We start from the raw sequence: 23,161 nt of genomic DNA, 5'->3' as shown, positions 1-23,161 counted from the left end.
TAACCGGGCCGATGCTCTTCGGCCTGGCCTTTTTGCTATTCCATCCCTGAAATAACCGCAATTTCGCCTCATTACTCTTGCCATCGCTTTTGCGCGACTCTGGCACTCTATCCTCACTCATTCCCCGCCTGAGAATTATCGCCGTGTCCGGAGATAGCGAAGAGGAAAAAACAGAATCCCCCACGGCTCACCGACTTGATAAAGCACGAGAGGAAGGCCAGATACCGCGTTCGCGCGAGCTGACTTCTCTGCTGATGCTGGTGGTGGGCCTGATGATCCTCTGGGTTGGAGGCGAATCGATGGCGCGCCAGATGGCGGCAATGCTGCGGGCGGGACTCAATTTTGACCACAGTATGGTCAACGACGACAAGCTGATCATCCGCCACATCGCCAACCTGATTAGTCAGGCGATTGGCGCGCTGGTGCCGGTATTTGCCGGGCTGGTGCTGGTGGCGATTGCCGCGCCGATGCTGCTCGGTGGCGTGGTGCTCAGCGGGAAATCGCTCAAGTTTGACGTGGGTAAAATGAACCCGCTGAAAGGCCTGAAGCGTATTGTGGCCGGCCAGGCGTGGGCCGAACTGTTTAAGGGCATCCTGAAGTCAATAATCGTCGGCTGCGTCACCTGGTTTTACCTGCGCAGCCACTGGCCGGAGATGCTGCGTTTGATCAGCGAATCACCGTTCAACGCGCTGGGTCACGGCCTGAATATGATCGCCGTCTGCGGGCTGCTGATTCTGCTTGGGCTGATTCCGATGGTGGGCTTTGACGTCTTCTGGCAGCTCTACAGCTTCTTTAAAGGGTTGCGCATGACCCGCCAGGAGATTCGCGACGAACACAAAGAACAGGATGGCGACCCGCACGTGAAAGGGCGTATTCGCCAACAGATGCGCGCCGCGTCACGTCGCCGCATGATGGCTGATGTGCCGAAGGCGGACGTGATTGTGACCAACCCAACGCACTACGCCGTGGCGCTGGCCTACAACGAGAAGAAGATGAGCGCACCAAAGGTATTGGCAAAAGGCGCCGGAGAGATTGCGCTGCGTATTCGCGAGCTGGGCATGGAGCACCGCATTCCGATTCTGGAGGCACCCCCGCTGGCGCGTGCGCTTTATCGCCACAGTGAGATTGGACAGCATATTCCCGGCACGTTGTATGGCGCGGTCGCGGAAGTGCTGGCCTGGGTCTGGCAGGTGCGACGCTGGAAGCGTGAAGGCGGCCTGATTCCGAAGAAACCAAATAACCTGCCGGTCCCGGCAGAACTCGATTTTGCTGGAGAGAAGAAAAACGATGTCTAATCTGTCCACGATGCTCCGTCTGCCGGGCAACTTTAAAGATACGCAGTGGCAGGTACTGGCCGGGCCCATCCTGATCCTGATTATCCTGTCGATGATGGTGCTGCCGTTACCGCCGTTCATCCTCGATCTGCTGTTTACCTTCAACATTGCGCTGTCGATTATGGTGCTGTTGGTGGCGATGTTTACCCAGAAAACGCTGGAGTTCGCGGCGTTTCCTACCATTCTGCTGTTCTCAACGCTGCTGCGCCTGGCGCTGAACGTCGCCTCCACGCGTATCATCCTGATGGAGGGCCATACCGGCGGTGCCGCGGCGGGTCAGGTGGTCGAAGCGTTTGGCCACTTTCTGGTCGGCGGTAACTTCGCCATCGGTATCGTGGTGTTTATCATCCTCGTGATCATCAACTTTATGGTTATCACCAAAGGTGCGGGCCGTATCGCTGAAGTGGGCGCGCGCTTTGTGCTGGATGGTATGCCCGGTAAGCAGATGGCGATCGACGCCGACCTGAACGCCGGTTTGATTGGCGAAGAAGAGGCGAAAAAACGCCGCTCCGACGTGACCCAGGAAGCGGACTTCTACGGATCGATGGACGGTGCGAGTAAGTTCGTTCGTGGCGACGCCATCGCCGGCATCATGATCATGATCATCAACGTGGTCGGCGGCCTGCTGGTGGGGGTGATTCAGCACGGCATGGACATGGGCCATGCAGCAGAAAGCTACACGCTGCTGACCATCGGTGACGGCCTGGTGGCACAGATTCCTGCGCTGGTAATCTCCACCGCTGCGGGTGTTATCGTCACCCGCGTCGGCACCGATCAGGATGTCGGCGAGCAGATGGTGACCCAGCTGTTTGCTAACCCGCGCGTCATGATGCTGAGCGGCGGCGTGATCGGTTTACTCGGCCTGGTGCCCGGTATGCCAAACTTTGTTTTCCTGCTGTTCACCGCCGGTCTACTCGGCCTCGCCTGGTGGCAACGCGGTCGCCAGATGCAGCAGACGAAAACACCTGCGCAGAGCATCAGCATTAAACCCCAGGAGACGGCAGCGTCGGTGGAAGCGTCGTGGACCGACGTGCAGCTGGAAGATTCACTGGGCATGGAAGTGGGCTACCGCCTGATTCCGATGGTCGATCATGAACAAAACGGTGAGCTGCTGGGCCGTATCCGCAGTATTCGTAAGAAATTTGCGCAGGAAGTGGGCTTCCTGCCACCGGTGGTGCACATCCGCGACAACATGGATCTGCCTCCGGCACGCTATCGCATCCTGATGAAAGGGGTGGAGATTGGCAGCGGCGACGCTTACCCAGGCCGCTGGATGGCGATTAACCCCGGCACTGCCGCCGGCACCTTGCCGGGCGAAGCCACGGTGGATCCGGCATTTGGGCTGGCGGCGATCTGGATCGACAGCGCGCTGAAAGAGCAGGCACAGATTCAGGGCTACACCGTGGTTGAAGCAAGTACCGTGGTTGCCACGCACCTCAACCATCTGCTGGGCCAGTATTCCAGCGAGCTGTTTGGTCGTCAGGAAGCGCAGCAGCTGTTGGATCGCGTCAGTCAGGAGATGCCGAAGCTGACCGAAGATCTGATTCCTGGCGTGATCACGCTGACCACGCTGCACAAAGTGTTGCAGAACCTGCTGGTGGAGCGCGTCTCAATGCGTGATATGCGCACCATCATCGAAACGCTGGCAGAACATGCGCCGGTACAGAACGATCCGCAGGAGCTGACTACGGTAGTCCGCGTGGCGCTGGGCCGGGCGATCACCCAACAGTGGTTCCCGGGAAATGGCGAAGTGCAGGTGATTGGTCTCGACTCAACGCTGGAACGTCTGCTGCTGCAGGCGTTGCAAGGCGGCGGCGGGCTGGAACCGGGCCTTGCCGATCGTCTGCTGGATCAAGCGCAGGCCGCGTTGCAGCGTCAGGAAGTGTTGGGCGCTCCGCCGGTGCTGCTGGTCAATCATCCGCTGCGTGCGTTGCTGTCGCGCTTCCTGCGCCGCAATCTGCCGCAGCTGGTGGTGCTCTCCAATATGGAACTGAGCGATACCCGTCAGATTCGCATGACCGCGACCATTGGAGGCAAATGATGAAACGCAGAGTGATGGCGATATTAGCGCTGCTGCCGCTGATGGCACAGGCCAATGATGGCGCGTGGAGCGCCTCGGCGCGCGGCCCGGCGTTAAGCAACGCAGGTGTGCAGGCCTCATCACAACCGCTGACCGCCAGTGAGAAAATCAACGGCACCATGACGCTGGTTTACTGGCGTTATGAGCTGAATGGTCCGGCACCGGCCGGATTGCAGGCGCGTCTCTGTTCCAGCCAGCGCTGTGTCCCGCTGGAAGGCGCCAGCGGCGCGACGCGTGGATTAACCAACGTCAGCGCCGATGAGCCGTTACGTTTTATTTTTGGTGTGGAAGGATCGGGGCAGTTGAAAAGGGTGTTACGGGTACTCAACGCCGACGTGATGGTCAACTATCGCGGCGCGCAATAACCTTTCCCCGTTTCCGCAGAAGAAACGGGGAGGGCAGTTTTACATTCTGTCTACCGTATCAATACCCAGCGTTTGCAGGCCTTGCTTCAGTGTTTTGGCGGTGAGGCTGGCCAGCATCAGACGACTCTGGCGCACGTTGTCATCTTCCGCGCTAAGAATCGGGCAGTGCTCATAGAAGCTGGAGAACAGACCCGCCAGGTCGTACAGATAAGCACACATCACATGCGGCGTTCCGTCACGCGCAACCTGAGTAATCGTCTCTTCAAACTGCAGCAGGCGCGCCGCCAGCGCCGCTTCGCGATCGTCACTGACCAGCACATCACCTGACAGGCTCGCTTGATCAATGCCCGCCTTGCGGAACACCGACAGCACACGCGTGTAGGCATACTGCATGTAAGGCGCGGTGTTGCCATCAAACGCCAGCATGTTATCCCAGTCAAATACGTAATCGGTGGTGCGGCTCTTCGACAGATCGGCATACTTCACCGCGCCGATGCCAATCACTTCCGCCATGCGATTCGCTTCATCGTCAGCCATATCCGGGTTTTTCGATTTGATCAACGTCAGCGCGCGCTCGTGCGCTTCGTCGAGCAGATCGGCCAGCTTGATGGTGCCGCCGCTGCGCGTCTTAAACGGACGGCCATCTTTACCCAACATCATGCCGAACATATGGTGCTCAAGCGGCACCGATTCCGGCACGTAGCCCGCTTTACGCACGATGGTCCACGCCTGCATCAGATGCTGGTGCTGACGGGAATCGATGTAATAGAGCACGCGATCGGCATGCAGCGTTTCGTAGCGGTATTTGGCGCAGGCGATATCCGTGGTGGTGTAGAGGTAGCCGCCATCCTTTTTCTGGATGATGACGCCCATCGGTTCGCCCTCTTTGTTTTTATATTCATCGAGGAACACCACGGTGGCGCCTTCGCTTTCCACCGCCAGCCCTTTGGCTTTCAGGTCGGCAACGATGCCCGGCAACATGTCGTTATAGAGGCTTTCGCCCATCACATCGTCACGCGTCAGGGTGACATTGAGGCGATCGTAGCCGTGCTGATTCTGCGTCATGGTGACATCCACCAGACGACGCCACATTTTACGGCAATACTCATCGCCGCCCTGCAGCTTCACCACGTAGCTGCGCGCGCGCTCGGCAAAGGCGGCATCTTCGTCATAAGTGCGCTTAGCTTCGCGGTAGAACGCTTCCAGATCGGCCAGCGCAATCTCTTCGTGATGCTCTTTCTGCTGCTTTTCTAAAAAGGCGATCAGCATGCCGAACTGTGTGCCCCAGTCGCCGACGTGGTTAGCGCGAATGACATGGTGGCCAAGAAATTCCAGCGTGCGCACGGCCGCGTCGCCGATAATGGTGGAACGCAGATGGCCAACGTGCATCTCTTTGGCAACGTTGGGCGCGGAGTAATCAACCACGATGGTCTGCGGCGTGACCGACGCAACGCCCAGTTTTGGCGCGGTCAGTGCGGCCGCCACCTGCTGACCCAGCCAGGCGCGCTCAAGAAAGATATTGATAAAACCTGGACCGGCAATCTCAACCTTACTGGCAATGCCTTGCAGATCAAGATGCTGCAGCACCTGCTCGGCCAGCTGACGCGGCGCCTGACCCAGTTTTTTCGCCACTGCCATGATGCCGTTAGCCTGATAATCGCCAAACTGCGCCTTCGCCGACTGACGAACCTGCGGTTCGCAATCCGCTGGTGCGCCGACCGCGATCATTGCCTGACTGACTTTTTCGGAAAGAAGAGCCTGAATATTCACCAAGTTACCTATATGCGCTTAAGCGGTTCGTTTGAAAAAAACGCACCGGAACATCGCCTTAGCTGAACAAAGAATGTTCGCAAAGCGGAAAAAGAAGGGGAAAAGTATACGTGATTTGTTTTCAGGCGTCAGTAGCCTGCATTAAGATGGGCGGAAACATGGCGGCCACTGTTTCCGCCGTAAAAGCGGGGTGTTAACGACGACGCAAATGACGACGTGGGTTCTTAACAGTTTTATCGGCACGAATCTTCCAGTGGCGAGTAATTGCAAATCCCATCAGGGCGATGAGAACTGCCGAAACGATTAACATAGACATAAGCCATTCCTTTTATGATGGTCGTGACAAACTTAATAGAAAGCCGTCACCGCTGCAATTCATCACCAACCAAATGAGAGTTATCCCATTGAATAATTAATGACTTAAAAAAACAAAGAGTTAACTGTTTTTTATAAACATACTGCTGGTACTAAAGTCCAATTTTTCAGCCGAGTCTGAAAGGAAAAAGCAGACAGAAACGTGGTTTTTGGTAAAAAGCCGCAACAAATCTCATTTTCGGCTGTGATAGTAACATCTGTTTTAATCCCGTGAGTAATCATTTTTTCATCTTTAAGGAGACGTTGTGGCATCAGCTTTTCACTCTGCGTTATTGGCCGATCTGGAACAGGATATCGATCGTTTTACCGCTTCGCTGCTGGCGCTGGCCGAACGACTCGGGCTCGCTCTGGAGGGGCTGGAAGCGGACCACATTTCGCTGCGTTGTCACCAGAACACCACGGCGGAACGCTGGAAAACCGGGCTGAAAAGCTGCGGTAAGATGTTTTCAGAAAATATGATCAATGGCCGCCCGATTTGTCTGTTTGCGCTTGATCGGCCGCTGCAGATTGGCCCGTTACAGATTGACGTCGTGGAACTGCCGTGGCCGGGCAACAAACGCTATCCGCACGAAGGCTGGGAGCACATTGAAATAGTGCTGCGCGGCGATCCGGAGACGGTAGCGGCTCGCGCGCTGTCGATGATGAGTGATGAAGGGCTGAGCCAGCAGGGCATCAGCGTCAAAACCAGTTCGCCACAGGGCGAAAATGAGCGTTTACCCAATCCCACGCTGGCGGTGAGCGACGGGCAAACCACCATCAAGTTCCATCCGTGGAGCCTGAAGGAGATTGTGGCCAGCGAGCAGCGTTAAGCCAGCGTCGCCAGCGCGCGCTGCATGCGCTGCAGTGCGTCTTCCAGCGTGGCGCGGGTGCAGCCGAAGTTAATGCGGATAAACGCATCGTCGCCAAAATCGCGGCCTGGAGAGAAACCCAGCCCGTGCTTTTCAAAGAACAGCGCCGGGCTGGCTACCGATAATTTCCGGGCGTTGATCCAGCCGAGGTAGGTCGCTTCCGGCGACTGCATCTGCAAGCCGGGCAGTTGATTGACCGCGTTCACCAGCCAGTCACGATTGCCGCGCAGGTAATCGAGCTGCGCATCCAGCCACGGCTGTCCGTCACGCCAGGCGGCGCAGGCGGCTACCAGCGCCAGAATATCCACCTCGGGCACGATGCCTTTGCGCGTCTGATTAAAGCGCTCACGCAGTTCAGCGTTGGGAATGATCGCCAGTGAGGCGCCGAGACCGGCGATGTTAAAGGTTTTCGACGGCGAGAGCAGGGTGATCGAGCGCTGCTCAGCGTCTTCGCTCAGGCTGGCAAAAGGGATATGTTTGAGATCGGGCTCGAGGATCAGATCGCTGTGGATCTCATCGGAACAGACGATCAGATTGTGACGCCGGGCGAACGCTAACTGCGCCTCCAGCTCGTCGCGTCGCCAGACGGTGCCGCATGGATTGTGCGGATGACAGAGCATCAGTAGCTTTTCACTGCCGTCAAGCTGCGGCGCCAAAGCATCAAGATCCATCAGCCAGCGGCCCTGTTCCAGCCGCATCTGCGCATTGCGCTGCGGACGACCGGCCAGCTTCGCAGCAAGACGGAATGGCGGATAAATGGGGGTGGGCGCAATAGTGCTCTGCTGCGCATCGGTAAAGGCGCGCACCGCCAGATTCAGGCCGCTGACCACCCCCGGTAACACCACCAGCCATTCCGGTTGCACTTGCCAGCCGTAACGCTGCTGCATGCGCTGGCAGGCAATGGCAATAAAATCGTGCGGTGTGGTGCCGTAACCAAATACGCCGTGCTGAACGCGGGCGGTTAACGCATCAATGATGCAATCCGGTGAACGAAAGTCGGTATCTGCTACCCAGAGAGGCAGCACATCGTCGCCATATTTATTCCATTTAAGGCTATCGCTGTGACGACGGTCTATACCCTGGTCAAAATTGAATGTCATGTGCGCGTTTCCCGTTAGACTTAGCTGCTGATGGCAGACTAACTGAGATTCTGGTGCCCAGCCAGCGGTCATTAAACAGGAGAGCAGAATGACAATACTGGAAATATGCTGCTATGGCGTGGATTGCGCCGTGACTGCACAGCGGGCCGGTGCGGACCGCATCGAGCTGTGTGCGGCGCCCAAAGAGGGCGGCATTACGCCGTCGTTTGGCATGCTGCAACAGGCGCGGGAACGGGTCTCGATTCCGGTGCACCCGATCGTGCGGCCACGCGGCGGCGATTTTTGCTACGGCGAGGCGGAGTTTGACGCCATTAAGTCTGACGTCACCCTGATCCGTGAAATGGGCTTTCCCGGCGTAGTGATTGGCCTGCTCGATCAGGATGGCCATATCGACCGGGCGAGAATGCAGCAGCTGATGGCGCTGACCGGCGATATGGCGGTGACCTTTCACCGTGCCTTTGACCTGTGTCACAGCCCGAAGCGCGCGTATCAGGAGTTGACCGATCTCGGCATTGCGCGCATTCTGACTTCAGGCCAGCAGCAAAGTGCAGAAAACGGAATTGCGCTGCTGCGGGAACTTAATCAGCTGCCTGAAGGTCCAATCGTTATGGCTGGTGCTGGGGTCCGTTTAAGCAATCTGCAGAAGTTTCTCGATTGCGGCATCAGAGAGGTGCACAGCTCGGCCAGCCGGTTATTATCCTCGTCGATGCGTTACCGTAAAGCGGGCGTATCGATGTGTTCTGACTCCGAAACGGAAGAATTCAGCCGCTACAGCGTAGATGGCGATATGGTTGAGGCGATGCAGGCGTTAATCCAGATGAACGGAGCGCGCGTTGCCTGAATCATCACCGATTTTGCCGCGCAGCACGCCCTAACCGACGTGATGTTTGCAAGTACCAGACCCCAGCGCCTTGTTGGGGTTTTTTTTGCCCGTTATTCAGGCAAATCGATCTGCCGTGTTCAGCCATTTCTCATGCAAAACCCCACCGCCAACGCGTTGTTTACAAAAACTTCTGCTGGTCACTGGCAAAATATAGTTACGCGACAATACTGTTTCATGTAGATCAACCGCTTTGTACCCCTTTACTACCGTTCACGATGTTTTCCGGTTCGTGGAGCGAGCGGCGGTAAACACAGGTAAATCAATAATAAATGAGGAATGGATGATGAACATGATGAAAACCGTCGTAACTGCTCTGGTTGTTAGTGCCGTATCTTTCTCTGCGTTTGCTGCAAAAGAAGTGACCAAAGAAGAAGTGCAGAAAATGAACCTGGAAAAAATTGGCACCGTGAACACCACGGCTAAAACTACCTCGCCAATGGATGCCAAGCGCGAGCTGTCAAAAATGGCCGATGAGAAAGGCGCAACCTATTACATGGTGGTTGCCGGTCGTGAACATGGCCGCTTCAGCGCTACCGCTGATATCTATAAATAAGCCGTTAGTTAGTTGATCGGGCATCCGGCGCACCGTGCCGGATGCCTCTGCTTTTTCTGCTTTGCACGCTTCTGTCGTTGCCTCTCTGCCAATAAAAATATTGCCAGCCCATCGTAAGGTGTTTACCTTTTCTTATCTTCTCTTCAGGCGGACGCAGCGATGAAATATCGTGGTTACGTGTTGATCTGTGCAGGCTTTTTCTCGACCTCGCTGTTAGCAGATGAAACCTGCAGCCCGCACAGCAGGCAGGTGGCTGACAGCAACAATCTCATTATGCTGGGCGGCACGGCAAAGGGGCAGATTCGCCAGTTTGTCGGCGGAGAGTTTGGCAAAGACGTTAACTCGCAAAAGCGCATTCTTGGCCAGTTCGATCCCTGCGGCAGCCTGACCGTGGCCGATATCAGCTACGACAAAAATGAAAACAATGTGCTGCTGACCATGCAGCAGCATATTTCCCGCGTGGCGCACGGCTGGGTGGCGGAATATGCCTGGCTGGTAAAGGTCGAAAAAGCGGGTAAACAAACGGTGGTGGATAACCGGCAGGGCACCATCAGCTGGCAGGTCGGCAAACAGGGCACCATTCTCAGCGCTACCGATAGCTTTACCAATATGGGCAAGAAAGGCTTTACCGAAACCACCTATCAGCACGATAGCCAGCTGCGCCTGCAAAACAGCGTGGCGCGCGGCAGCGATGACGAGGCCAACGGCGTGATGCGTTACCAATGGGATCGGCGCGGATTGATCGCCGCAATGCGCTCGGAGAAGGGCAAGGATCTTTACAGCTACGATAATTTGCAGCGGGAACTGCGGATTCACGGCACGCACGTGACCGCAGTCAGCACGCTCGATACGCTGGATGAGTGTCAGCTGTGGGATGCGATTGGCAACTGTACGCTCAGCTATTCCCGTCAGACGGAAACCTATGCCAACGGCACGCTACAGCGCAACTTCGGCACCGCTTATCGCTATGACTATTACGGGCAAAAGGAGTAGCGGCGTCCGCAGACGCCGCAGGCTGCATTACTTCACCGTTTTGCTGAAGGCATCAACCGCACGAATCGCATGGGCGATGGTCTCCGCGCTCAGGTTGGGGTTGAGGTTCTTCAACGTATCGCCTTCGCTGTTAGCCAGCTCGCCGATTTTCACCAGGTTTTCCCAGCGTTCGTTTTCCAGATGCAATTCCGCCAGCGTGGTGGGCATATTGATGGAGCGATAAAAGCGAATATAGCGGGCGATCTCTTCATCAGGCCGCTGTTCCAGCACCATCTGTGTCAGCGTGCCGTAGGCCACTTTTTCACCGTGCGTCAGATGGTGAATATCGCCGTCAATGGCGGTAAAGCCATTATGAATAGCGTGCGCGCCCGCCAGTCCGGCGTTTTCGAAACCCAGTCCTGACAGCAGCGTATTGGCTTCCACTACCGCTTCCACCGCCGGTGTCACCAGTTTTTGCGCAACGGCCTGATAGGCGCTGAAGCCCCAGGTTAACAACGTCTCTTCACAGGCGCGGGCGATTGCCATCCCGGCAATGGTCGGATCGCCGTTGACCATCGATTTGGCGTGAGAGCGCTGCACCGCCTGCGCTTCAACATAGGTGGCGAGTCCGTCAGCAATGCCGGAGGCGAACAGGCGTACCGGTGCCTGCGCGCAGACGAAGGTATCCACCAGCACCAGATCGGGGTTTTTGCTGTAAAAACGATAGGTTTCAAATACGCCGGTATCGGAATAGATCACCGACAGGGCGCTGCACGGCGCATCGGTAGAGGCCACGGTCGGTACAATTACCACCGGCAGCGCCAGCTCATCGGCCACCGCCTTGACCGTATCCAGCGTTTTACCGCCGCCAAGCCCGACAATCACATTGCTGCCTTTTTCCCGTGCCAGCTGGCTGAGGCGCGAGATTTCATTGCTGGAGGCTTCGCCGTTGAACTGCTGATAGTGGCTTTCGACGCCTCCCTGCTGCAACGCCTGTTGCGCCTGCTGACCAATCAGCCCCCAGACGATTTCATCCGCGACCAGAAAGGCCTGTTTGCCCAGATCGGCAACATAGGTACCCAGCTCAGCGATCACGCCGGCGCCCTGAACATACTTACGTGGAGAGGAAAATATGAATCTGCTCATAGTGCTGCACTCCTTAACGTTGATGAAAATAAGCTGGTTAAGCCTGGCACAGGAGAGCCAATGTGGTTTTGATTATGCGTAGCAAGAAGAAAACAGGCGGGAAAACGGGCGGCAGCGTACCGCCCGTGTAAGTCAGGGTTTACGGGCGACCAGTACCGCGCGCAGCGGCGCCGGATAACCTTCAACGGTTTTGCTGCTGTCGTTGGGATCGAGGAACTCCGCCAGGGATTCGCTGGTCATCCAGCTGGTGCGGCGCTGCTCGTCGGTTGAGGTCAGTGCATAATCGACGATGCGCACATCTTCAAATCCACACTTCTCCAGCCAGCTTTTCAGCGCGGCGGCCGAGGGCAGGAAGTAAATATTGCGCATCTGCGCGTAGCGTTCGCCCGGCACCAGCAAGCTGTGCTCGTCGCCTTCCACGACCAGCGTTTCCAGCACCAGTTCGCCACCGCTGACCAGCTGATTTTTCAGCTGATACAGATGATCCAGCGGGGAACGGCGGTGATACAGCACGCCCATAGAGAACACGGTATCGAACGCCTTCAGCTCTGGTAACTGCTCGATGCCAATCGGCAACAGATGCGCACGCTGATCGTTGCCAAGCAGTTTACGTACCGCTTCAAACTGGCAGAGAAACAGCTGCATCGGGTCGATACCCACCACAAAGTGAGCACCGGCACCCAGCATACGCCACATGTGATAGCCGCTGCCGCAGCCCACGTCCAGCACCGTGCGTCCGGCCAGCGACGAGATATGCGGCAGCACCCGCTGCCATTTCCAGTCGGAGCGCCATTCGGTATCGATGGTGGTGCCGTAAAGCTGATACGGGCCTTTACGCCACGGCATCAGGTTGCGCAGCAGTTTCTCAATGCCCGCACGCTGGCGGTCGGTGAGCTGGCTGCTGTCGGCGCTGACGCTGTGCAACAGATCGAGCTGCTCCGGCACCATCGCAGGCAGGTAATCCACCGCTTTTTCCCAGTTGCGAAAGTGGCCATGCAGATTTTCACGCTGCCAGGTGGCGATCTGCGCCGGCAGCACTTCCAGCCAGCTGGCCAGTGGACCGGTAGCGATGTGACGATAAAAATTTCCAAAGTCGATCATTTCAACGCCACCAGCGAGCCGAAGTTAAAACACTGAAACCAGAGTTCAGCATGGGTAAAGCCCGCCTGTTTCAGCCGCGTTTTATGGGTGTTAACGCTGTCGGTCAGCATCACGTTTTCCAGCATGCTGCGCTTCTGGCTGATTTCCAGCTCGCTGTAACCGTTAGCGCGCTTAAAGTCATGATGCATGTTGAACAGCAGTTCGCCCACTTCCGCATCGTCAAAGCTGAACTTCTCAGAAACCACCAGCGCACCGCCGGGTTTCAGGCCGTGCCAGATGCGCTCCAGCAGCGCCAGGCGCTCGTTGGGATCGAGAAACTGCAGGGTAAAATTAAGCACCACCAGCGAGGCGTTTTCGATCGGCACCGCACGGATATCCGCTTCAATCACCTCAACCGGCGTATCGGCGCGAAAGGCGTCGATGTGACGACGGCAGCGCTCGACCATCGCCGGTGAATTGTCGATAGCGATAATTTTACAGCCGTCGACCTGAATATTGCGGCGTACCGACAAGGTGGCGGCCCCGAGCGAACAGCCGAGATCGTAAACCTGGCTGTGGGGTTGCACAAAGCGCTCCGCCAGCATGCCGATCATGGAAATGATGTTGGAATAACCCGGCACCGAGCGCTGGATCATATCCGGGAAAACTTCAGCAACGCGCTCGTCAAAAGTCCAGTCGCCCAGCTTATCGATCGGGGCGGAGAACAGCGTATCGCGATTAGACATAACGGTAAGTCCGACAGGTAGCTACGGAAAGGGCGCTATTTTGGCAGAAAGTGAGGCGGGCTGCACCTCTTCTGCCACATTAACCTGTGGCGACGTTCAGAACAGCGCATCCTGTTGCGGCCAGTCGGGCGGCGGCAGCGTCAGCGACAAATGCTGCGCCAGCTGAGGCCATAGCCGCTGTACCAGATGCAGCACCTCGCCAATATCTGGCGTATGCAGAAATAGCCAGGGTTCGCCTTCCGTCTGCCACGCTGCCAGTTTCTTCAGCCACGGCTGGAACAGCTGCTCGTTGGCGTCCAGCTCATCGCCCCCGATAAAACGCACCATCGGCTGGGTTGCCGTGCGCACTGCATGCACCGGCACCTGCGGCTTTTTCTGTTTGGCATCCAGCGACGCCGGGCTGGTAGAAGGAGAGAGATGAACCGGTCGGCTGTCGAGGATCACGCGGTTAACGCCGCGCTGATGCAGGCCGCGGTTCAGCGCCTGTTCCGCCTCGCCTTTGGCAAAAAACTGCGCATGGCGCACCTCGATGCCGTAGCTGAAGCAGCCGGGCAGCGCATCGAGAAACGGCCACAGCGCGGAAAGATGCTCCGGGCCAAAGCTGGCTGGCATCTGTAACCAGTATTGGCCAATGCGCGCCGCCAGCGGATCGAGCGTACGGAAAAAGGTATCGACCTGTTCGTCGCACTGGCGCAATCCGGCCTGATGGGTAATGGTCGCCGGGAATTTAAAGCAAAAGCGAAAGGCGTCATCGGTCATATCACGCCAGCGCAGCACGGTTTCACCTTTTGGCAGCGCGTAAAGCGTGGTGTTGCCCTCGACGCAATTAAAGTAGCGGGCATAATCCGCCAGGGTTTCCAGCCCCATTTTCTTCCATTGCGGGTGCTGCCACTGTGGTAAACCGATGCGCATAAGCCTGACTTAAAAAAGGGGATGGCTCGCCATCCCGAAATGATTACAGTGCCGCGATCACATCCGCCGACTGACGAACCTTGCCGAGGCGCGGGAAAATCCACTCAACGCTGCTGTTGTGCTGTTCGGCACTGAAGGCGCTACAGATATCTTCGACCACCACGAGGTTAAAGCCCAGCTCCCACGCATTGCGGGCGGTGGATTCCACGCCAATGTTGGTGGAGATGCCGCCAAGGACAATGGTATCGATGCCACGACGACGCAGCTGCAGCTCCAGATCGGTGCCATAAAACGCGCCCCATTGATGTTTCGTGATCTGCAGGTCGCTCTCCTGTTTGCCCAGCGCCGCCGGATAATCCCACCAGTTTTCAGGTAGTGCGCCGTGGGCGGGTGCATCGACTTCCTGTTTCGGCGCATCGGCAAAATCGGCGGACCAGCCAACGCGCACCAGCACTACCGGCGCACTGTGAGCGCGAAATGCCGCGGCTAACGTGGCGGCGCGACTGACCACATCCTGCGCGCTGTGCGGTCCGCCTGCAAAAGGCAGAATGCCTTCCTGAAGATCGATCAACACCAGAGCGGTGGTTGCGGTGTTAAGTTTCATGCTGGAATCCTGTTAAAAAGGGAAAAGGTTAAGCCTGCCACGGATTTATGTCGCTGTGGTAAGGAAGAGTGTGCAAAATTATCCCTTATTGTGAATTAATATGTCTGCTAAGGGTTTAGTTGCGGCCGAAAGCGCCAGATCGCCGCGGCAGCACTTATCGTTATCACCATTTTCCATTATAATAGCCGCCTTTTTTGCGGTAGCGTCCCTTTACCTCACGCAGGGATGTTACCAATGCTGCAGCGGCGAAGTTAAAAGGAATGCGTTATGCGTACAGAATATTGCGGACAGCTCAACCTGTCACATGTAGGTCAGCAGGTTACACTTTGCGGCTGGGTTAACCGTCGCCGTGATCTTGGCAGCCTGATCTTTATCGATATGCGTGACCGCGAAGGCATCGTGCAGGTCTTTTTCGACCCGGATCATCAGGATGCTTTCCAGCTCGCGTCTGAACTGCGCAATGAATTCTGCATTCAGCTGACCGGTACGGTAAAAGCGCGCGACGAGAAGAACAAAAACAGCGACATGGCGACCGGCGAAGTGGAAGTGTTCGCGACCGCGCTGAATATCATCAATCGTGCCGATCCGCTGCCGCTCGATTCCAATCAGACCAACAGCGAAGAAGCGCGTCTGAAATATCGTTATCTCGATCTGCGTCGCCCGGAAATGGCCCAGCGCCTGAAAGCGCGCGCTAAAATTAGCAGCTTTGTGCGTCGCTTTATGGATGACAACGGCTTTCTGGATATCGAAACGCCGATGCTGACCAAGGCCACGCCGGAAGGCGCGCGTGACTATCTGGTGCCAAGCCGCGTGCACAAAGGCAAGTTTTATGCGCTGCCGCAGTCGCCACAGCTGTTTAAACAGCTGCTGATGATGTCCGGTTTTGACCGCTATTATCAGATCGTGAAATGTTTCCGTGATGAAGATTTGCGTGCCGATCGTCAGCCTGAATTTACCCAGATCGATGTGGAAACCTCGTTCCTGACCGCGCCACAGGTGCGCGAGCTGATGGAGCGTCTGATCCGCAACTTATGGCTGGAAATCAAAGGCGAAGACCTTGGCGAGTTTCCGCAGATGACCTTTGCTGAAGCGATGACGCGTTACGGCTCTGACAAGCCCGATCTGCGTAACCCGATGGAGCTGGTGGACGTCGGCGATCTGCTGAAAGCGGTGGAGTTCAAGGTGTTCTCTGGCCCAGCGAACGATGCCAAAGGCCGTGTTGCCGCACTGCGCGTGCCGGGCGGCGCACAGCTGAGCCGCAAACAGATTGACGACTACGGCAAGTTTGTAGAAATTTATGGCGCGAAAGGCCTGGCCTGGATGAAGGTCAACAGCCGTGCCGCGGGTGCAGAAGGCGTACAGAGCCCGATCGCCAAGTTCCTCACCGCTGAAATCGTTGAAACCATGCTACAGCGCACCGCTGCAGAAGATGGCGATCTGATCTTCTTCGGCGCTGACAGCGCGAAAGTGGTGGCCGATGCGCTGGGTGCGCTGCGCCTGAAAGTGGGCCGCGATCTGAACATCACCCGCACCGACAGCTGGGCACCGCTGTGGGTTATCGACTTCCCAATGTTCGAGGAAGATGGCGAAGGCGGCCTGGCAGCGATGCACCATCCGTTCACCGCACCAAAAGCGATGACGCCAGAGCAGCTGACGCACTCGCCGGAAAACGCCATTGCCAACGCTTATGACATGGTGATCAACGGCTATGAAGTGGGCGGCGGTTCGGTGCGTATTCACCACGGTGAGATGCAACAGGCAGTGTTCAGCCTGCTGGGTATCACCGCTGAAGAACAGCGTGAGAAGTTTGGCTTCCTGCTGGATGCGCTGAAATTCGGTACGCCGCCGCACGCCGGCCTGGCCTTTGGTCTGGATCGTCTGGTGATGCTGCTGACCGGCACCGATAACATCCGTGATGTGATTGCGTTCCCGAAAACCACCGCGGCAGCCTGCCTGATGACCGAAGCGCCAAGCTTCGCCAGCCCGGCGGCGCTGAACGAGCTGGCGATTCAGGTAGTGAAGAAAGAGAAGCCTGAGAGCGCAGAGAACAAATAATGGCGTTCAAGCATCCCGTATCGGTCCTGGTGGTTATCTATGCTGTGGATACGGGACGGGTGCTGATGCTGCAGCGGCGCGATGATCCCACTTTCTGGCAGTCGGTGACCGGTAGCCTCGAAGCGGGTGAATCGCCCGTGCAGGCGGCGCGAAGGGAAGTGCAGGAAGAGGTGGAGATTGATATTGATGCGGAGCAGCTCAAGGTTGTTGACTGCCACCGTGAGATAGAATTCGAAATCTTCGCCCATTTTCGTCATCGTTATGCGCCAGACGTGACGCATAACCGCGAGCACTGGTTTTTGCTGGCGTTGCCCGCTGAGCGGAACGTTATCGTCAGTGAGCATCTGGCATCGCAGTGGCTTGCGCCGCGTGATGCCGCTCAGCTGACTAAGTCCTGGAGCAATCGCCAGGCAATTGAAGAGTTTATTGGCTAACGGCAGCGTGAACGATCGGCTTACAAGCGCGCCGTTAGCGATATCGTTAAGTTAACAGCAAACCTCTGAAGCCTGACCGGGCGTTCAGGGATACCTTGTCAACCTACAGGCGTTATCGTCGCAGCGAGGTATTGACCGCCAGCACGCCGCAACCACAGCGCATCGCGCCAGGGAAAGTGTGCATCGCCGGGGAATACGATCGCCAGTCAGATAGCCTGGCAAGTGATTACAAAGAGAGATGAAGTAATGGCTGGACACAGTAAATGGGCAAACACCAAGCACCGCAAAGCGGCGCAGGATGCCAAACGCGGTAAAATCTTTACCAAAATCATTCGTGAGCTGGTGACGGCAGCGAAACTGGGCGGCGGCGATCCTGCTTCAAACCCGCGTCTGCGTGCGGCGATGGATAAAGCGTTATCCAACAACATGACGCGTGACACCATGGATCGTGCTATTGCGCGCGGCGTCGGTGGCGATGATAACGCCAACATGGAAACCATCATTTATGAAGGTTACGGCCCAGGCGGCTCAGCGGTGATGATTGAGTGTCTGAGCGATAACCGCAACCGTACCGTTTCTGAAGTGCGCCACGCATTTACCAAAACCGGCGGCAACCTCGGCACCGATGGTTCCGTGGCTTACCTGTTCAGCAAAAAAGGCGTGATCTCGTTTGAGCCGGGCCTGGATGAAGATCAGGTGATGGAAGCGGCGCTGGAAGCGGGCGCGGAAGATGTTGTGACCTACGACGATGGCACCATCGATATCTTTACCGCCTGGGAAAACCTCGGCGAAGTAAAAGATCAGCTGATTGCCGCTGGCCTGCAGCCAGAAAGCGCTGAAGTGGCGATGATCCCATCCACCAAAGCGGATATGGATGCGGAAACTGCGCCAAAATTGATGCGCCTGATCGATATGCTGGAAGATTGCGACGACGTGCAGGAGGTTTACCATAACGGTGAAATTTCTGACGAGGTGGCGGCGACGCTTTGATGACGTTGCCTGCAGCACTTAGCGGAGAGGCGTGATGGCGATTATTCTTGGCATTGATCCCGGCTCACGCATCACCGGCTACGGCGTTATTCGTCAAACCGGCCGCCAGCTGACCTATCTCGGTAGCGGCTGTATTCGCACCGGGGTGGATGATTTACCCACGCGACTGAAGCTGATTTATGCGGGCGTCAGTGAAATCATCACCCAGTTCCAGCCTGACTTTTTCGCCATTGAGCAGGTCTTTATGGCGAAAAATGCCGACTCGGCGCTTAAGCTTGGCCAGGCACGCGGCGCGGCGATTGTTGCCGCGGTGAACCAGGATTTGCCGGTGTTTGAATACGCCGCACGCCAGGTGAAGCAAACGGTGGTTGGCATCGGTAGCGCAGAGAAAAGCCAGGTGGCGCACATGGTGCGCACGTTGCTGAAACTGGCCGCCAATCCCCAGGCGGATGCGGCGGATGCGCTGGCCATCGCCATTACGCACTGCCACATTACGCAGAACGCCGCGAAAATGAGTGAAAACCGACTTAGCCTGGCGCGCGGCCGCTTACGTTCCTCCTGAGCTGGATATTCATCCAGCTTTTTTTATGTTATAAACAGCCGCATATGCGCATAATTTTACAGGAAGCAATGCTGTGATAGGTCGTTTACGAGGCAATATTCTGGAGAAGCAGCCGCCGCAGGTGCTGATCGAAGCAAACGGCGTGGGCTACGAAGTTCACATGCCGATGACCTGTTTCTACGAGCTGCCTGAGCTGCATCAAGAAGCGGTGATTTTTACCCATTTTGTGGTCAGAGAAGATGCTCAGCTGTTGTTTGGCTTTAACACCAAACAGGAGCGCGCGCTGTTCCGCGAGCTGATTAAAGTGATTGGCGTCGGGCCTAAGCTGGCGCTGGCAATCCTCTCCGGCATGTCCGGCCAGCAGTTTGTGACCGCCGTTGAGCGTGAAGAAGTCGCCACGCTGATCAAACTCCCGGGCGTTGGCAAGAAAACCGCTGAACGTCTGGTGGTGGAAATGAAAGATCGCTTTAAGGGCATGCATGGCGATCTGTTCGGCAGCGACTCCGCCTTTACGCTTACTGCGCCGGGCGAACAGCCTGCGGCGAACGATGCGGAAGGCGAAGCGGTAGCGGCGCTGGTGGCGCTGGGTTATAAACCGCAGGAAGCGAGCCGCATGATCAGCAAAGTAGGCCGTAAAGATGCCGACTGCGAAACGCTGATCCGCGAAGCCCTTCGTGCAGCCCTCTGAGGTAAATAATGATTGAAGCCGATCGCCTGGTCTCGCCTGGCACCCTGAACGAAGAAGAGAGCATCGACCGCGCTATTCGGCCGAAGCTGCTGGAAGAGTATGTCGGGCAGCCACAGGTGCGCGAGCAGATGGAAATCTTCATCCAGGCGGCGAAAATGCGTGGCGATGCGCTGGATCATCTGCTGATTTTCGGCCCGCCGGGCCTGGGTAAAACCACGCTGGCTAACATCGTTGCCAACGAAATGGGCGTTAATCTGCGCACCACGTCGGGTCCGGTGCTGGAAAAGGCGGGCGATCTGGCGGCGATGCTGACCAATCTTGAACCGCACGACGTGCTGTTTATCGATGAGATCCATCGCCTGTCGCCGGTGGTGGAAGAAGTGCTCTATCCCGCCATGGAAGATTACCAGCTCGATATCATGATTGGCGAAGGGCCAGCCGCGCGCTCGATCAAGCTCGATCTGCCGCCGTTTACCCTGATCGGCGCCACCACGCGTGCTGGCTCGCTGACCTCACCGCTGCGCGATCGTTTTGGCATTGTGCAGCGGCTGGAGTTCTATCGCGTTGAGGATTTACAGCACATTGTCAGCCGCAGCGCATCGCGTCTGGGTTTGCCGCTGAGTGAAGAGGGCGCGCTGGAAGTGGCCCGCCGCGCACGCGGTACGCCGCGTATCGCTAACCGCCTGCTGCGCCGGGTGCGTGACTTCTCAGAGGTGCGCCATTCCGGTGAGCTGAGTGGCGAGGTGGCGATCAAAGCGCTGAATCTGCTGAACGTCGATACCGAAGGGTTTGACTATATGGACCGCAAGCTGCTGCTGGCGATTATCGATAAATTCACCGGCGGTCCGGTTGGTCTGGACAACCTGGCGGCAGCCATCGGCGAAGAGCGAGAAACCATTGAAGATGTGCTGGAACCTTATCTGATTCAGCAGGGGTTCATTCAGCGTACGCCACGCGGGCGAATTGCTACTCAACATGCGTACAAGCATTTTGGTATCACTCGCGAAGAGTAAGCCGCTGCGCAACCCTAAAAAAAGAGCCGCACGTGTGCGGCTCTTTTTTTGTCTGCCCCGCGGCTCAGACCGCAGGACGTTTCATCATGCTGACCATAAACAACGCCGCGGCGCAGAGCACCACCGACGGGCCCGCGGGTGTATCGTAGAATGCCGACAGGCAGAGCCCGCCGCTGACCGCCAACATACCCATCACCACTGCCAGGCCCGCCATGCGCTCCGGCGATGGGGCAAAACGGCGTGCGGTGGCAGCCGGAATGATCAACAGCGAAGTGATGATCAACGCGCCGACAAACTTCATTGCCACGCCGATGGTTAACGCGGTGACCAGCATCAGCAGCAGGCGTGAGCGCTGCATATTTACGCCATCTACCTGCGCCAGCTCTGGGCTAATGGTAATGGACAGCAACGCCTGCCACTGCCACGCCAGCACCGCCAGCACGCAGGCGACGCCAATGCCCAGCGTCCAGAGATCCTGCGGCGTCACCGCCAGCAAATCACCAAACAGATAGGCCATTAAATCGACGCGGACGTCGGCCATCAGGCTGACCACCACCAAACCCAGTGACAGCGCGCTGTGCGCCAGAATCCCCAACAGCGTATCGATGGCGAGCTGTGGCCGACGCTCCAGCCAGACCAGCGCCAGCGCCAGCAGCAGCGTAACCGCCACTACCGCATAGAAAGGATTGATGTTCAGCAGCAGGCCAAACGCCACGCCGAGCAGCGATGCGTGCGCCAGCGTATCGCCGAAATAGGACATTCTTCGCCAGACCACAAACGAGCCCAGCGGCCCGGCGGCGAGCGCCAGCAGCATGCCGGCCAGCCAGCCGGGAAGCAGTAATTCAATCATGACGGACCTTGTCCTCTGCGTAAAACGATACGTCCCTGTAGGTCGTGACGGTGGTTGTGATTATGACGATAAATCGCCAGCTGCTCAGCGCCGCGTGGGCCAAACATCGCAATGAATTCCGGATGTTGCGACACCACTTCTGGCGTGCCTGAACAGCAGATATGGTGATTAAGACACAGGACGTCGTCGGTCTTTGCCATAACCAGATGCAGGTCGTGAGAAACCATCAGCACCGCGCAGTTGAGTTCGTTACGCAGTTGGTTAATCAGGTCATACAGCGCGACCTGTCCATTGACGTCAACGCCTTGGGTGGGCTCATCCAGCACCAGCAGCTGCGGCTGATTCAGCAGCGCTCGGGCCAGCAGCACGCGCTGGGTTTCACCGCCGGAGAGCTTCTGCAGCGGTGAGTTAAGCAGATGACCCGCCTGAACGCGTTTCAGCGCGGGCAGCACGTCGGCCTTACGCACGCCGGGACGCAGGCGCATAAAGCGTTCAACGCTGAGCGGCAGCGTGGCATCGATATGCAGTTTTTGCGGCACGTAGCCGATGCGCAGATCGCGATCGCGCTCAACCGTGCCGCCGCTCACCGGCAGCAGCCCAAGCACCACGCGCACCAGCGTTGACTTGCCCGCACCGTTTGGCCCGAGCAGCGTCAGAATGCGACCCGGTTGCAGGGTCAGCGAAATATCGCTGAGCACGCGGCGTTCGCCAAACCTGACCGAAATGTTGTTCAGAGTGACTAATGAAGGCATAAATGATTACAGGTTGCAGAAGATTTATAATGTTATAATATCACAATCCATCAGCCGCTCACGATGGAAAGTATCATTATGTTACATAATAAAAAGTCACTATTGTCGTTGCTCATTCCTCTGATTTTTACCCCTTTTATCACCTCTGGCGCCAGCGCTGCGGTTGTTACCTCCATCAAGCCGTTGGGTTTTATCGCTTCAGCCATTGCTGACGGTGTGACGCCAGTGGAAGTACTGCTGCCGGATGGCGCTTCAGAGCACGATTACGCATTGCGTCCTTCGGATATAAAACGCTTAAAAAACGCAGACTTACTGGTATGGGTGGGACCGGAAATGGAAGCGTTTCTCACTAAGTCAGCCGCCACCATTCCTGCACAAAAAAATATCGAAATAAGCCAGTTGCCGGGTGTGAAGTCACAACTCATTAGCGGGGGTGAAGACGATGATGAAGAAGCGGGTCATGCCACACACGAAAATTCCGAACATCAAGACGGGTCTCATGCCCACCATGAGCATGGTCAATATAACATGCACCTGTGGTTATCACCTGATATAGCAAGACAATCTGCGGTTGCAATCCATGGGAAATTATTGGAACTTATGCCGCAAAGCAGAGACAAACTTGACGCAAACCTGCAGCAGTTTGAAGCGGGTTTGACCAAAACAGACCACGATATCAACGCCGCGCTGACGCCGGTGAAAAGTAAGGGCTATTTCGTTTTTCATGATGCGTACAGCTACTTTGAAAAACATTACGGTTTGTCACCATTGGGGCATTTTACCGTCAACCCGGAAATTCAGCCTGGCGCGCAGCGGTTACATCAAATCAGAACAGAGTTGGTTGAGCATAAGGCGGTCTGCGTCTTTGCTGAACCACAGTTCAGGCCGGCCGTCATCGATGCCGTGGCCCGGGGAACCAGCGTACGTAAAGGCACGCTCGATCCACTGGGCATGAACATCAGCTTAACCAAAGACAGCTATGTGAAATTCCTCTCACAACTGTCGAGCCAGTATGCGAGCTGCCTGAATGGAGCCTAGAGGATAAGTAC

25 protein-coding genes are annotated in these 23,161 nt (G+C 56.8%); 15 read left to right on the top strand and 10 right to left on the bottom strand.

The annotated features are described in order from the left end of the window. The first annotated feature begins 143 nt into the window (after window positions 1-143). From flhB to flhE, 3 genes are read left to right on the top strand one after another with little or no spacing between them, the layout of a single operon-like run. A complete protein-coding gene (gene flhB, locus EM595_RS10615; protein ID WP_067431494.1) occupies window positions 144-1,295 on the top strand; it encodes a flagellar biosynthesis protein FlhB in 1,152 nt (383 codons plus the stop codon). Further along, complete coding sequence (gene flhA / locus EM595_RS10610) at window positions 1,288-3,375, top strand: flagellar biosynthesis protein FlhA (RefSeq protein ID WP_067431491.1); 2,088 nt, start codon at window positions 1,288-1,290, stop codon at window positions 3,373-3,375. The genes flhB and flhA overlap by 8 nt, the downstream gene beginning before the upstream one ends. Continuing rightward, entirely contained in the window at window positions 3,375-3,779 is a 405-nt protein-coding gene (gene flhE / locus EM595_RS10605) for a flagellar protein FlhE (protein WP_067431488.1), read from the top strand. Before flhA ends, flhE begins: the two co-directional genes overlap by 1 nt. A gap of 39 nt (window positions 3,780-3,818) precedes the next feature. Here the strand turns inward: flhE and argS are convergent, their stop codons facing one another. Both argS and EM595_RS21470 read right to left on the bottom strand, forming a co-directional pair. Next, on the bottom strand, window positions 3,819-5,549 hold the full coding sequence (gene argS / locus EM595_RS10600; protein WP_067431485.1) for an arginine--tRNA ligase: 1,731 nt from the start codon (window positions 5,547-5,549) through the stop codon (window positions 3,819-3,821). A 193-nt stretch (window positions 5,550-5,742) separates the two neighbouring features. Then, window positions 5,743-5,865, bottom strand: a complete 123-nt coding sequence (locus EM595_RS21470; RefSeq protein WP_262385463.1) for a hypothetical protein — start codon at window positions 5,863-5,865, stop codon at window positions 5,743-5,745. 304 nt (window positions 5,866-6,169) lie between these two features. On the opposite strand from EM595_RS21470, the gene EM595_RS10595 reads away from it, so the two are divergent. Continuing rightward, the gene (locus EM595_RS10595; RefSeq protein ID WP_067431482.1) at window positions 6,170-6,733 is read left to right on the top strand and encodes a VOC family protein; all 564 of its coding nucleotides are present in this window, start codon (window positions 6,170-6,172) and stop codon (window positions 6,731-6,733) included. Here EM595_RS10595 and EM595_RS10590 read toward each other — a convergent pair. After that, a complete protein-coding gene (locus EM595_RS10590) occupies window positions 6,730-7,872 on the bottom strand; it encodes a MalY/PatB family protein (protein ID WP_067431479.1) in 1,143 nt (380 codons plus the stop codon). The genes EM595_RS10595 and EM595_RS10590 overlap by 4 nt on opposite strands. An 88-nt stretch (window positions 7,873-7,960) precedes the next feature. On the opposite strand from EM595_RS10590, the gene cutC reads away from it, so the two are divergent. From cutC to EM595_RS10575, 3 genes are all read left to right on the top strand, one after another. Next, window positions 7,961-8,713, top strand: a complete 753-nt coding sequence (gene cutC / locus EM595_RS10585) for a copper homeostasis protein CutC (protein WP_067431476.1) — start codon at window positions 7,961-7,963, stop codon at window positions 8,711-8,713. A 325-nt stretch (window positions 8,714-9,038) separates the two neighbouring features. Continuing rightward, a complete protein-coding gene (locus EM595_RS10580; protein WP_067431472.1) occupies window positions 9,039-9,308 on the top strand; it encodes a YdgH/BhsA/McbA-like domain containing protein in 270 nt (89 codons plus the stop codon). 159 nt (window positions 9,309-9,467) lie between these two features. Then, window positions 9,468-10,301: a hypothetical protein gene (locus tag EM595_RS10575; protein WP_067431469.1), complete on the top strand. Its 834-nt coding sequence runs from the start codon at window positions 9,468-9,470 to the stop codon at window positions 10,299-10,301. Between the two features lie 27 nt (window positions 10,302-10,328). Here the strand turns inward: EM595_RS10575 and EM595_RS10570 are convergent, their stop codons facing one another. The 5 genes from EM595_RS10570 to EM595_RS10550 form a co-directional block, all read right to left on the bottom strand. Then, complete coding sequence (locus EM595_RS10570) at window positions 10,329-11,426, bottom strand: glycerol dehydrogenase (RefSeq protein ID WP_067431466.1); 1,098 nt, start codon at window positions 11,424-11,426, stop codon at window positions 10,329-10,331. A 132-nt stretch (window positions 11,427-11,558) separates the two neighbouring features. Then, a complete protein-coding gene (gene cmoB / locus EM595_RS10565) occupies window positions 11,559-12,527 on the bottom strand; it encodes a tRNA 5-methoxyuridine(34)/uridine 5-oxyacetic acid(34) synthase CmoB (RefSeq protein ID WP_067431463.1) in 969 nt (322 codons plus the stop codon). Continuing rightward, a complete protein-coding gene (gene cmoA, locus EM595_RS10560; RefSeq protein ID WP_067431460.1) occupies window positions 12,524-13,252 on the bottom strand; it encodes a carboxy-S-adenosyl-L-methionine synthase CmoA in 729 nt (242 codons plus the stop codon). Before cmoA ends, cmoB begins: the two co-directional genes overlap by 4 nt. A 96-nt stretch (window positions 13,253-13,348) precedes the next feature. Continuing rightward, window positions 13,349-14,164, bottom strand: a complete 816-nt coding sequence (locus tag EM595_RS10555) for a DUF72 domain-containing protein (RefSeq protein ID WP_067431457.1) — start codon at window positions 14,162-14,164, stop codon at window positions 13,349-13,351. Between the two features lie 43 nt (window positions 14,165-14,207). Then, window positions 14,208-14,768, bottom strand: coding sequence for a hydrolase (locus EM595_RS10550; protein ID WP_067431455.1), 561 nt, complete (start codon window positions 14,766-14,768; stop codon window positions 14,208-14,210). A 267-nt stretch (window positions 14,769-15,035) separates the two neighbouring features. On the opposite strand from EM595_RS10550, the gene aspS reads away from it, so the two are divergent. From aspS to ruvB, 7 genes are all read left to right on the top strand, one after another. Then, the gene (gene aspS / locus EM595_RS10545) at window positions 15,036-16,823 is read left to right on the top strand and encodes an aspartate--tRNA ligase (protein WP_067431452.1); all 1,788 of its coding nucleotides are present in this window, start codon (window positions 15,036-15,038) and stop codon (window positions 16,821-16,823) included. After that, window positions 16,823-17,257 carry a dihydroneopterin triphosphate diphosphatase gene (nudB, locus tag EM595_RS10540; RefSeq protein WP_067431449.1) on the top strand — a complete coding sequence of 145 codons (435 nt, stop codon included), beginning with the start codon at window positions 16,823-16,825 and terminating at the stop codon, window positions 17,255-17,257. The genes aspS and nudB overlap by 1 nt, the downstream gene beginning before the upstream one ends. Window positions 17,258-17,352: 95 nt before the next feature. After that, a complete protein-coding gene (locus tag EM595_RS21085; RefSeq protein WP_157883869.1) occupies window positions 17,353-17,499 on the top strand; it encodes a hypothetical protein in 147 nt (48 codons plus the stop codon). 4 nt (window positions 17,500-17,503) lie between these two features. Next, window positions 17,504-18,247 (top strand): YebC/PmpR family DNA-binding transcriptional regulator, encoded by a 744-nt coding sequence (locus EM595_RS10535; RefSeq protein ID WP_067431446.1) that lies wholly within the window; start codon window positions 17,504-17,506, stop codon window positions 18,245-18,247. Window positions 18,248-18,281: 34 nt separating this feature from the next. Continuing rightward, window positions 18,282-18,809, top strand: coding sequence for a crossover junction endodeoxyribonuclease RuvC (gene ruvC / locus EM595_RS10530; protein ID WP_067431443.1), 528 nt, complete (start codon window positions 18,282-18,284; stop codon window positions 18,807-18,809). 73 nt (window positions 18,810-18,882) lie between these two features. Beyond that, window positions 18,883-19,497, top strand: a complete 615-nt coding sequence (gene ruvA / locus EM595_RS10525) for a Holliday junction branch migration protein RuvA (RefSeq protein WP_067431440.1) — start codon at window positions 18,883-18,885, stop codon at window positions 19,495-19,497. A gap of 8 nt (window positions 19,498-19,505) precedes the next feature. After that, complete coding sequence (gene ruvB, locus EM595_RS10520) at window positions 19,506-20,510, top strand: Holliday junction branch migration DNA helicase RuvB (RefSeq protein ID WP_067431437.1); 1,005 nt, start codon at window positions 19,506-19,508, stop codon at window positions 20,508-20,510. 64 nt (window positions 20,511-20,574) lie between these two features. Here ruvB and znuB read toward each other — a convergent pair whose 3' ends face one another. Together znuB and znuC are read right to left on the bottom strand one after the other, a co-directional pair. Continuing rightward, complete coding sequence (gene znuB, locus EM595_RS10515; protein ID WP_067431434.1) at window positions 20,575-21,360, bottom strand: zinc ABC transporter permease subunit ZnuB; 786 nt, start codon at window positions 21,358-21,360, stop codon at window positions 20,575-20,577. Continuing rightward, complete coding sequence (gene znuC, locus EM595_RS10510; RefSeq protein WP_067431431.1) at window positions 21,357-22,112, bottom strand: zinc ABC transporter ATP-binding protein ZnuC; 756 nt, start codon at window positions 22,110-22,112, stop codon at window positions 21,357-21,359. The genes znuB and znuC overlap by 4 nt, the downstream gene beginning before the upstream one ends. 78 nt (window positions 22,113-22,190) lie before the next feature. Between znuC and znuA the strand changes: the two genes are divergently transcribed. After that, on the top strand, window positions 22,191-23,150 hold the full coding sequence (gene znuA, locus EM595_RS10505) for a zinc ABC transporter substrate-binding protein ZnuA (RefSeq protein WP_067435390.1): 960 nt from the start codon (window positions 22,191-22,193) through the stop codon (window positions 23,148-23,150). Window positions 23,151-23,161 lie beyond the last annotated feature (11 nt).

Source organism: Duffyella gerundensis, from assembly GCF_001517405.1.
Lineage (GTDB): Bacteria > Pseudomonadota > Gammaproteobacteria > Enterobacterales > Enterobacteriaceae > Duffyella > Duffyella gerundensis.
The sequence above is the reverse complement of the archived record's forward strand: the minus strand, read 5'-3'. Positions and strand labels throughout refer to the sequence as shown.

Bases quoted from the DNA above. Each gene is read 5' to 3' on its own strand.
- znuA (WP_067435390.1), top strand. From the start codon at position 22,191: ATGTTACATAATAAAAAGTCACTATTGTCGTTGCTCATTCCTCTGATT.
- cutC (WP_067431476.1), top strand. From the start codon at position 7,961: ATGACAATACTGGAAATATGCTGCTATGGCGTGGATTGCGCCGTGACT.
- znuB (WP_067431434.1), bottom strand. From the start codon at position 21,360: ATGATTGAATTACTGCTTCCCGGCTGGCTGGCCGGCATGCTGCTGGCG.
- ruvB (WP_067431437.1), top strand. From the start codon at position 19,506: ATGATTGAAGCCGATCGCCTGGTCTCGCCTGGCACCCTGAACGAAGAA.
- flhE (WP_067431488.1), top strand. From the start codon at position 3,375: ATGAAACGCAGAGTGATGGCGATATTAGCGCTGCTGCCGCTGATGGCA.
- flhA (WP_067431491.1), top strand. From the start codon at position 1,288: ATGTCTAATCTGTCCACGATGCTCCGTCTGCCGGGCAACTTTAAAGAT.
- EM595_RS10575 (WP_067431469.1), top strand. From the start codon at position 9,468: ATGAAATATCGTGGTTACGTGTTGATCTGTGCAGGCTTTTTCTCGACC.
- EM595_RS10570 (WP_067431466.1), bottom strand. From the start codon at position 11,426: ATGAGCAGATTCATATTTTCCTCTCCACGTAAGTATGTTCAGGGCGCC.
- aspS (WP_067431452.1), top strand. From the start codon at position 15,036: ATGCGTACAGAATATTGCGGACAGCTCAACCTGTCACATGTAGGTCAG.
- znuC (WP_067431431.1), bottom strand. From the start codon at position 22,112: ATGCCTTCATTAGTCACTCTGAACAACATTTCGGTCAGGTTTGGCGAA.
- cmoB (WP_067431463.1), bottom strand. From the start codon at position 12,527: ATGATCGACTTTGGAAATTTTTATCGTCACATCGCTACCGGTCCACTG.
- cmoA (WP_067431460.1), bottom strand. From the start codon at position 13,252: ATGTCTAATCGCGATACGCTGTTCTCCGCCCCGATCGATAAGCTGGGC.
- nudB (WP_067431449.1), top strand. From the start codon at position 16,823: ATGGCGTTCAAGCATCCCGTATCGGTCCTGGTGGTTATCTATGCTGTG.
- EM595_RS21470 (WP_262385463.1), bottom strand. From the start codon at position 5,865: ATGTCTATGTTAATCGTTTCGGCAGTTCTCATCGCCCTGATGGGATTT.
- EM595_RS10550 (WP_067431455.1), bottom strand. From the start codon at position 14,768: ATGAAACTTAACACCGCAACCACCGCTCTGGTGTTGATCGATCTTCAG.
- EM595_RS10535 (WP_067431446.1), top strand. From the start codon at position 17,504: ATGGCTGGACACAGTAAATGGGCAAACACCAAGCACCGCAAAGCGGCG.
- EM595_RS10590 (WP_067431479.1), bottom strand. From the start codon at position 7,872: ATGACATTCAATTTTGACCAGGGTATAGACCGTCGTCACAGCGATAGC.
- EM595_RS10580 (WP_067431472.1), top strand. From the start codon at position 9,039: ATGAACATGATGAAAACCGTCGTAACTGCTCTGGTTGTTAGTGCCGTA.
- ruvC (WP_067431443.1), top strand. From the start codon at position 18,282: ATGGCGATTATTCTTGGCATTGATCCCGGCTCACGCATCACCGGCTAC.
- EM595_RS10555 (WP_067431457.1), bottom strand. From the start codon at position 14,164: ATGCGCATCGGTTTACCACAGTGGCAGCACCCGCAATGGAAGAAAATG.